This window comes from Haliea sp. (assembly GCF_040222615.1).
Taxonomy (GTDB): domain Bacteria; phylum Pseudomonadota; class Gammaproteobacteria; order Pseudomonadales; family Halieaceae; genus Haliea.
Genome location: NZ_JAVKCQ010000080.1, coordinates 1 through 9517, shown reverse-complemented (window position 1 = coordinate 9517; position 9517 = coordinate 1). Strand labels below are relative to the sequence as shown.

At 64.5% G+C, this 9517-nt stretch carries 7 protein-coding genes; 2 read left to right on the top strand and 5 right to left on the bottom strand.

Features of this window, described 5'->3' with window-relative positions; genetic code table 11:
• The coding region (locus RJQ10_RS07085; protein WP_350145040.1) for a M23 family metallopeptidase at positions 1-838 on the bottom strand (838 nt) is incomplete at its 3' end.
• Between the two features lie 62 nt (positions 839-900).
• Here RJQ10_RS07085 and greB point away from each other — a divergent pair.
• Positions 901-1401, top strand: a complete 501-nt coding sequence (gene greB, locus RJQ10_RS07080; RefSeq protein ID WP_350145038.1) for a transcription elongation factor GreB — start codon at positions 901-903, stop codon at positions 1399-1401.
• Here the strand turns inward: greB and RJQ10_RS07075 are convergent.
• Positions 1389-3422, bottom strand: coding sequence for a TonB-dependent receptor family protein (locus tag RJQ10_RS07075; protein ID WP_350145036.1), 2034 nt, complete (start codon positions 3420-3422; stop codon positions 1389-1391). The two genes, greB and RJQ10_RS07075, sit on opposite strands and share 13 nt — an antisense overlap.
• 133 nt (positions 3423-3555) lie before the next feature.
• The gene (locus tag RJQ10_RS07070) at positions 3556-4773 is read right to left on the bottom strand and encodes a serine hydrolase domain-containing protein (RefSeq protein WP_350145034.1); all 1218 of its coding nucleotides are present in this window, start codon (positions 4771-4773) and stop codon (positions 3556-3558) included.
• Between the two features lie 154 nt (positions 4774-4927).
• On the opposite strand from RJQ10_RS07070, the gene gcvP reads away from it, so the two are divergent.
• Positions 4928-7819 (top strand): aminomethyl-transferring glycine dehydrogenase, encoded by a 2892-nt coding sequence (gene gcvP / locus RJQ10_RS07065; protein ID WP_350145032.1) that lies wholly within the window; start codon positions 4928-4930, stop codon positions 7817-7819.
• Between the two features lie 28 nt (positions 7820-7847).
• On the opposite strand, the gene RJQ10_RS07060 is transcribed toward gcvP, so the two are convergent.
• On the bottom strand, positions 7848-8834 hold the full coding sequence (locus tag RJQ10_RS07060) for an LLM class flavin-dependent oxidoreductase (RefSeq protein ID WP_350145030.1): 987 nt from the start codon (positions 8832-8834) through the stop codon (positions 7848-7850).
• A gap of 87 nt (positions 8835-8921) precedes the next feature.
• Positions 8922-9517, bottom strand: a 596-nt coding sequence (locus RJQ10_RS07055) for a GGDEF domain-containing protein (RefSeq protein WP_350145028.1), incomplete at its 5' end; no start/stop codon positions are given.

The following is a 9517-nucleotide window of genomic DNA, read 5'->3' as shown; positions in this document are numbered from 1 at the left end:
AGCCTGCGGCCGCCGCCGCTGGCGCCCTCGGCGGCACCCGGAACTGGGGATCGATGCGCTCATTGCGCCAGGCCATGCGCCAGTCCAGGTGGGGACCGGTGGCGCGGCCGGTGGCGCCGACCTCGCCGATGATGTCGCCGGCCTGCACTTCATCGCCAACCGCCACCCGCACCCGGCTCAGGTGCAGGAAGGAGGAGGACAGGCGATAGCCGTGATCGAGAATGATGGTGCCGCCGGAATAGAACAGATCCGGCTCCGCCAGAGTCACCACACCGGAGGTCGGTGCCCGCACGATGGTCCCGGTAGGTACCGCCACATCGACGCCGTAATGAGGATTGCCCGGGGTGCCGTTGTAGACCCGCTGGCTGCCGTAGACACCGGAGATTCGGCCCTCCACCGGCCAGCGGAAACCCGCGAGGGCATCCGCCAGCAGGTCCGGCCGGGCGAGATACCGTGCCTTGGCCGCGTTGACCAGCTCGCGCTCGCGGGCAATTCGCGCCAGCACTTCCGGCGGCGGTGTCACCGTCTGCTGCGGCACCCCCTCCACCCGCTGGATATCGTATTCGCGGCTGGCCACGGTCAGTGGCTGGCGACAGTCCCCCACCACCAGCTCCGCCGAGCGCGCCGCATCGCGGCCAAACCCGGCGATAAAGGTGCCATCCGCCAGCACATCCAGTGGCCGACCGTCGAGGGTGACGGCGACACCGGGGGCCGCCTGACCCCAGACGAGCCCGCCCTGCTGCTGCTGCCCCTGCAGGTCCACGCAGACCGCGGCAGCGGTCGAGGACAGGCAGGCCAGGGCGGCACCTGCCAGCAGTGATTTCAGGGTCATGGTCATCTTGCCTCCCGGATGTCGAAGACCGCTAGTGTACTGAAACGGACGCCGCTAGAATACGCGCCATGAGCAGATACCGTCCCCCCCGCCGCCGCGGCTCGGCCTACATCACTCCCGAAGGGGAACGCGTCCTGCGCCAGGAACTACACCAGCTGTGGAAGGTGGAGCGGCCACAGGTGACCGATGTGGTCCACGAGGCGGCCAAGAACGGCGATCGCTCGGAAAACGGCGACTATATCTACGGCAAACGCCGCCTGCGGGAAATCGATTCGCGGGTCCGCTTCCTCAGCAAGCGGCTGGAGGAGCTGACGGTCGTGGACCGGGCCCCGGCTGATACCGGCAAGGTGTTCTTCGGCGCCTGGGTCACACTGGAGGACGACGATGGCAAGGAGCGCTGCTACCGCATTGTCGGCCCGGACGAGTTCGACCTCGCCGCGGGCAAGCTGAGCATGGATTCGCCGCTGGCGCGTGCCCTGCTGGGCAAGCGCCTTGACGACGAAGTGGTGGTGCACAGCCCCGCCGGGGAGCAAGGCTATTACATCACTGCGATACGCTACAGCCGGTAGCGCAAGCCCAGCTCGAAGCTGCGCTCTGGGCCGACATAGATGCCCTGCCTGAGGCCGGTGATATAGCGCTTGTCGGCGATATTCTTGACCGCGCCAAACAGGGTCAACTGGTCGCTCACCGCATACTGGGCCATGGCGTCGAAAAGCGTGTAGGACGGCATCAGCCCGCCCCAGATCGAACTGACGGCTCCTGTGGGAAACGCCTCTGCATTGGTCGGGTCACCGTACTGCTCACCGCGGTGATGGGCTGTCAGCGCCGCGCTGAGCCCGCCATCGCTGTAATTCAGGGACGCGTTGGCCAGGTATTCCGGCGCGTAGGGCAGGCGATTGCCGCGATTGTCCCCGGAGCGGAACTCTGACTCGGGCACCCAGGTGAAATTGGTATCCAGGCTGAACCCGCCACCGAGTTCATACCCCAGCACCAGTTCCATGCCCTGGTGCAGGGTCTCGCCGGCATTGCTCTGGGACAGGTTGGGATCGCTGTTGCCCGTCACCACCTGGTTGTCGAACTCCATGTAGAACGCCGCCACCTCGTAGGTCAGGGCGCCCTGCAGGCCGCGCACACCGATTTCGTAGTTCACCGAGCGCTCGCCCTCGAGATCCTGGTCAGTCAGGCCATCCAGGGCGACACCGTTGGATGCCGGTGAGAACGCGCGGTAGACACCGCCGTAGAGCTGTGCCGTATCGGTCAGCTCATAGGTGGCGCCAATGCCGGGCAGCACTTCCGTGTTGGAGGTGTCGGCAGAGGCGTTGTTATCCGTGAGCACGACCTGCTTTTGCTCATAGGACTCCACGCGCACACCCGGGGTCAGGGCCAGCCGGTCCGTCAGCTGCATGCGGTTCTGCACGTAGGCGGCGACACTGTCCGCAGAGTCGATACGGTGACGGTCATTGATGCCCGTGCGGTCGGCTTCGCGGGTCGCGCGAATGCGGGTATCGTCGGATTCTTCCTGCATGAAACGCAGGCCAAACTCGGCATCGCTGGCAATACCGAACAGCTCATGTTGCAGCGTCAGGCGGGTCTCCAGGCCGTAGCGCTCGAAGCTGCGGTTGTTGCCCGTGAGGGTATCGGCGTAGACCCAGCGCCCGGCCTCTTCCGACGCCGCTGTGTCGACATCGTAGCGCCAGTAATCGCGGGTAACCTCACTCCAGTAGGCCAGGGTCTGCAGACTGGCGCGGTCATTGATCTGCCATTCGTGGTTCAGGTCAAGCCCCACGCGATCGGTCAGGAAGTAGTCATCCGGGGCCGGGTTATAGTCGGCGCCGTCACGGTAATCCTCCAGCAGCAGTCCGCGGTAGGAGATATTGGCGTCGTTCTCGTGCCAGGAGAACTTCAGCCCGACCTGGTGATCACTGCCCAGGGCCATGCCGGCCTTGAGCATGATGTCGCTCATCTCGTAGTCCTTGTCCATGAAACCGTCGCTGCGGGCATGGGTGGCGACGATGCCGGCGAAGGCGTCCCCGGACTCGCTGCGGCCGCCCGCTTCCAGGGACGCCTCGCGCGTGTCAAAGGAGCCCAGCCGGGTGGAGACCAGGACGCCGTCATCGGGAGTCTTGGTCTGGTAGTTGACTACCCCGCCGATAGTGGACGGACCGTAGCGCAGGGAGGCAGAACCCTTCAGGACCTCAATGCGCTCGATCCGCTGGATACGCGGGTTGAAATAGCGCTCGTTGCCGATGAACAGGCCCGGCGCCACCGGCACACCGTCCTCCAGGATCAGGGACTTGGACTCGCTGGCGGAGAGGCCGCGCAGACCGACGTTGGCAACAATCGAAGTCTCTTCCTCGCTCTTGGTGTTGATTCCCGGCACCCGGCGCAGGGCATCTTCGGTCGACAGGGGCTGCAGCAGCTCCAGGCGTTCGCGGTCAATCAGCACCACGGAACCGGTCTGGCGCGACACGGCATCCTCGTTCTTGCCAATGACTTCGATCACCGGCAGCGGCACCGTTCTTTCGCTCCCGGCGTAGGCGGCGGTAGGCAGTAAGGCGGCCACAGCGGCGGCCATCAGAGTGCGTTGCATGAAATCCCCTCCCAGTGGTGAACATGGCAATAGGAGGGATGTTATTGAGATGTATTCGTATTTGCAATACGCAATGAGAATTACTTTTGTTTCATAGGCACCGGTTCACTATGTCAGGCTCCGGTGCCACCGCTCATTCCAGCGCGGCATAGACCAGCGCCTCCAGCTGGCCGCGCAGGTTGAAAGTGCTGGACGGCATCAGCTGGGTCATGAAGATCACCACCAGCTCTTCCGCCGGGTCCACCCAGAACAGGGTGCTGGCGAGACCGCCCCAGAAGAAGGTACCGTGGGACGCGGGATAGCCGTTCTTCACCGGGTCGATCTTGCTGGCAAAACCGAGGCCGAAGCCGACGCCCTCGTACTGGGTTTCACTGAAACTGCCCATGGCAATGGCGGACAGATCGACGCCCCCCGGCAGGTGGTTGGCCGTCATGTACTCCAGGGTCCTGGACCCGATCACCCGCTGGCCGTCCAGGCTCCCCCCCTGCAACAGCATCTGGCAGAAGCGGTAGTAGTCGGGCACCGTGGAGAGCAGGCCACCGCCGCCGGACCAGAACACCCGGTCGCGGAACTGGCTGTCCTGGCCGTCGTCATTGCACACCAGCTTTTTCGCCGCATCCCGTTCATAGCAGGACGCCAGCCTGGCCACGTTCTCCGGCGTGATATTGAAGCCGGTGTCCACCATGCCCAGCGGCTCGAACAGGGCCTGCTGCAGGTACGCGGGGAGGGACTGGCCACTGAGCACCTCGATCAGGTGTCCCAGCACATCCGTTGCCAGGGAATAATTCCAGCTGCTGCCCGGGGAGAACTCCAGCGGCAGCTGTGCCAGCTGATCGACCATATGCTGCAGGGTGTAGCCCGGCGCCGGGTTGCCGATCTGCAGTTTGCGATAGGCATAGTCGATGTTGCTCTCCCGCAGGAAATCGTAGGTCAGCCCGGAGGTGTGACGCAGCAGGTCGCGGATGGTCATGGGCCGCTCGCAGGGCTCCGTCTCGAACAACGGGAAAGCACCGGCCTTGCGCACCGCCAGCTGGCGCCAGGAGGGGATAAAGCGATGGACCGGGTCGTCCAGCGCAAACAGGCCGCGCTCGAACAGGGTCATCAGGGCGACCGAAGTGATCGGCTTGCTCATGGAGTAGATGCGGAAAATGGTATCCGCGGTCATGGCCGTGCCGCGCTCGAGGTCGCGCTGGCCGGCGACGTCCAGCAGGCAGACCTGGCCGTGCCTGGCTACCAGGGTAATGCTTCCCGGCAGCTTCCCCGGTGCGAGATACTGCCCCCGCAGATGCTCTCCTATACGGGCCAGCTGCCCACTGTGGAGCCCCAGTTCCTCGGGTGTCACCAGTTCCATCGCACTTCCTTCAACGCCAGGTCAGTTGTGCCGACCAGTGTGCCAGACTGGTCAGAACGGGTACAGTTTATTGCCGCTGTCCGGCATGGCTGCTAACATTCGCGCCTTGGATTTTGCCCCGCCTTCCCAGCCTCAGCCATCGCCTGGAGACCACATGACGCGCCCTTCCCTGCCGGAACTGGAACATCACCAGGAATTCATCGGTCGCCACATCGGGCCCACGCCGGAACAGCAGGTCGAGATGGCACGTGCCCTGGGTTTTGACAGCGTGGACGCCCTTATAGACGCCACCGTGCCCGCGGGAATTCGCGATCCGCGGCCCATGGACCTGGCGCCGGCGCAAACCGAACAGGCCGTGATCGCGCGGCTGAAAACCATTGCCCGCAAGAACCGGGTACTGACATCCTATATCGGCACCGGCTACCACGACACCTGGACCCCTGCCGTCATCCAGCGCAACGTGCTGGAAAACCCGGGCTGGTACACCGCCTACACCCCCTACCAGCCCGAGATCTCCCAGGGCCGGCTGGAGGCGCTGCTGACCTTCCAGCAGGCCATCATGGACCTGACCGGCATGGAGCTGGCCAACGCGTCGATGCTGGACGAGGGCACCGCGGCGGCGGAAGCCATGACCCTGCTGCAGCGGGTCAACAAGAAAAACCGCAGCAACCGCTTCCTGGTGGCCGACGACTGCCACCCCCAGACGATCGCCGTCGTGCGCACCCGCGCCGAGGCGCTGGACATCGAAGTGGTGGTGGGGGACCCGGAGCAGCTGGTGGCGAGCACCGATGCCTTCGGCCTGCTGCTGCAGTACCCGGGTACCTACGGCCATGTCCGCGACCTGGAGCCACTGATCGCGCGCGCCCACGATGCCGGTACCCTGGTCACCGTGGCCGCGGATATCCTCTCCCTGCTGCTGCTGAAGTCACCGGGCACCCAGGGTGCCGACGTGGTGGTGGGCAACTCCCAGCGCTTCGGCGTGCCGATGGGCTTTGGCGGCCCCCACGCCGCGTTCTTTGCCACCCGCGACGCCTACAAGCGCTCTACCCCCGGGCGCATCATTGGCGTGTCCATCGACCGCCACGGCAACGAGGCGCTGCGCATGGCGATGCAGACCCGGGAGCAGCACATTCGCCGGGAGAAGGCCACGAGCAACATCTGTACCGCCCAGGCCCTGCTCTCGATCATGGCGGCGTTCTACGCCATGTACCACGGGCCGACCGGCCTGCGCCGCATCGCCGAGCGGGTACAGCGCCTGACCGGGCTGCTGGCCGCGGGCCTGCAGGCGGCCGGGATCCAGCCGCAGAACAGCCACTTTTTCGACACCCTGACCCTGGACGTGGGCGAGCAACAGTCGGTGATTGTCGAGCGCGCCCTGGCGGCGGGCATGAACCTGCGCATCATTGGCAGCGGGCAGCTGGGCATTGCCCTGGACGAAACCACCAGCGCGGAGGATGTCGACCAGTTGCTGGCGGTGATCACCGGCTCGGCCCCGGCCAGGAGCTGCCGCGAGCGGGACGATGCCGTCGATGGCATCCCCGGCGACCTGCTGCGCGAGGTCGACTACCTGCAGCACCCGCTGTTCAACGAGTACCATTCGGAAACGGAAATGCTGCGCTACATGCGCCGGCTGGAGGGTCGGGACATCGCCCTCAACCAGGCCATGATCCCGCTGGGCAGCTGCACCATGAAACTCAACGCCACCACCGAGATGCTGGCGGTCACCTGGCCCGAGTTTGCCGGGATGCACCCCTTTGCCCCCGCGGACCAGACCGAAGGCTACCAGCAGCTGCTGGCGGAACTGGAGCACATGCTGAAGGAGTGCACCGGCTATGACGCCATCTCCCTGCAGCCCAACGCCGGCTCCCAGGGCGAGTACGCCGGCCTGCTGGCGATCCGCCGCTACCACGAAAGCCGCGGCGACCACCAGCGCGACGTCTGCCTGATCCCCTCTTCCGCCCACGGCACCAATCCCGCCAGCGCCGCCCTTGCGGGCATGCGGGTGGTCATCGTGGAGTGCGACAGCCAGGGTAACGTGGACCTGGCGGACCTGGCGGACAAGGCCGGGAAGCACAGCAACGAGCTGGCGGCGATCATGATCACCTATCCATCCACCCACGGCGTGTTCGAGGAAACCGTGGTCGACGTCTGCGACATCGTGCACCGCCACGGCGGCCAGGTGTATGTGGATGGCGCCAACCTCAACGCCCTGGTGGGTCTCGCCCCACCCGGCAAGTTCGGCGCTGACGTCTCGCACCTGAACCTGCACAAGACCTTCTGCATTCCCCACGGCGGTGGCGGCCCGGGCATGGGCCCGATCGGGGTCGGCGCCCACTTGCAGCCCTTCCTGCCCTCACACCCGGTTGTGCCGCTACCCGGGCTGCCGCAGGGCAATGACGTCGTATCCGCCGCACCCTGGGGCAGCGCTTCCATCCTGCCCATCTCCTGGGCCTATATTGCCCTGATGGGAGCGGAAGGCCTGACCCAGGCCACCAAGGTCGCCATCCTCAGCGCCAACTACATTGCCCTGCGCCTCAAGGATCACTATCCGGTGCTCTACACCGGCCGCAATGGCACCGTGGCCCACGAGTGTATTGTCGATATCCGGCCGCTGAAAGAAGCCAGCGGCATCAGCGAGGAGGATATCGCCAAGCGCCTGGTAGACTTCGGTTTCCACGCCCCGACCATGTCCTTCCCGGTACCGGGCACGCTGATGATCGAGCCGACTGAATCGGAGTCGCTGGCAGAACTGGATCGCTTCTGTGATGCCATGATCACCATCCGCGAGGAGATACGCGCGGTGCAGGAGGGGCGCCTGGACGCCCAGGACAACCCCCTGCGCAACGCCCCCCACACCTTGCTCGACGTCACCGCCGAACAGTGGGGCCACGCCTACAGCCGGGAGCAGGCCGCCTTCCCCGTGGCCTCGCTGCGGCGCAGCAAGTACTGGCCACCGGTAAACCGGGTCGACAACGTGTATGGCGACAGGAACCTGGTGTGTTCCTGCCCGAGTATGGATGCCTATCGGGAGCCGGTGGAGGGTTAGGCAGGCCAACGAGGCCTCACGCGCTGCGCTAGCGTGTGAGCGCCGTCGCAGCAAGCTCGAACGACCTGAGTCGCTGCGGGTGATCATGGATGGATGACATCAGCATCAGTTCATCCGCACCCGTGGACGCGACAAAGGCACGCATCGCTGCAGCCACCGTGTCCCGGTCGCCCACCGCGGAGCAGCGCAACATATCGGTCAACATCTGTTTCTCCTGAGGCGCCAGGGTGTCAAAAAAGCCGGCTCGCGGTGGTGGCATCTTGCCCCCCGTGCCGCGCCGCAGGCGCACAAAAGTCTGCATCATCGAGGTCTGCAGCAGCTGTGCTTCCTCGTTGGTATCAGCCGCAAACACGTTATAGCCCAGCATCACATAAGGCTTGTCCAGTTGTTCTGAGGGTTCAAACTTTTCCCGATAGAGGTCTATCGCCTGTTCCATGTAGGCGGGCGCGAAGTGCGAAGCAAATGCAAACGGCAGGCCGAGCATGGCCGCCAACCCGGCGCCGTACAGGCTGGAACCCAGAATCCACAGTGGCACCTCGGTGCCGGCGCCAGGCGTGGCCACCACGGGTTGCCCGGGCTGTGCCGGCTTCAGGTAATACTGGAGTTCCAGCACGTCATTGGGGAAGTCATCGACGCTGCTGTTGAGATTGCGACGCAGAGCCTGCGCCGTGCGCTGGTCCGTGCCTGGCGCACGACCCAGCCCGAGGTCGATACGGCCGGGAAACAGCGTTGCCAGCGTACCGAACTGCTCTGCAATCACCAGCGGTGCATGGTTGGGCAGCATGATTCCGCCCGAACCCAGCCGTATTGAGGTTGTGGCGTTGGCCAGGTGCGCAATCACGATGGACGTCGCTGCGCTGGCGATGCTCTGCATGTTGTGATGCTCGGCAACCCACAGGCGATGATAACCCCACCGCTCCGCGTGCTGCGCGAGGTCCCTCGCGTTTTGCAACGCCTCGGCAGTGGTGCTGCCCTCGGGAACAGCGGTAACGTCAAGAATGGACAGTGGAATCATCGGCGGAGTATACCGGGAGGTGGGACGCCACGTCATGAATCACGCGCATTATCCCGGTTTTTCTGGCGGAGCCCCGCCAGGCGCGACCTAGACCTTGGTCGCTACCCTGACGCCCTGCTTGCCCTTCGCTTCGTACATGGCTTCATCGGCGCGCGCCAGAGCGAGATCCAGGGTGTCACCCTCCTTGATGGCGGTGATGCCCAGGGAAATTGACACATCCAGCGGCTTCCCGTTGTCATTGAAACCGGCATCCAGCACCTCGTTGAATGCGCTTACCGCGTAGATTTCCGCGCCTTCCGCTCCCGTATCCGGAAGCAAAATGACAAACTCGTCACCGCCAAAACGACACACCACATCGGTGACACGGGCACGGGACTGCAGGATGTCGGCAACCTTGACCAGCACCAGGTCGCCCGCAGCATGGCCGTAGGTGTCATTGATTTGCTTGAACTTGTTGCAGTCGACAAATACGATGGAAAGCTTGGCCCCGCTGCGTTCCCAGCGCGCAAACAATTCCACCGAACGTTCGTCAAAACCGTTGCGGTTGTACACACCGGTAAGTTGATCCTTGACGGCGAGATCGTTTTTGTTGCGGATTTCCGTGCGCAACACTTCCGCCTCTATTTCCAGCCGGGTCAGCTGCTCGGAGAGCACGTCAACTTTTTCCTGCGCCTGCTTGTGTT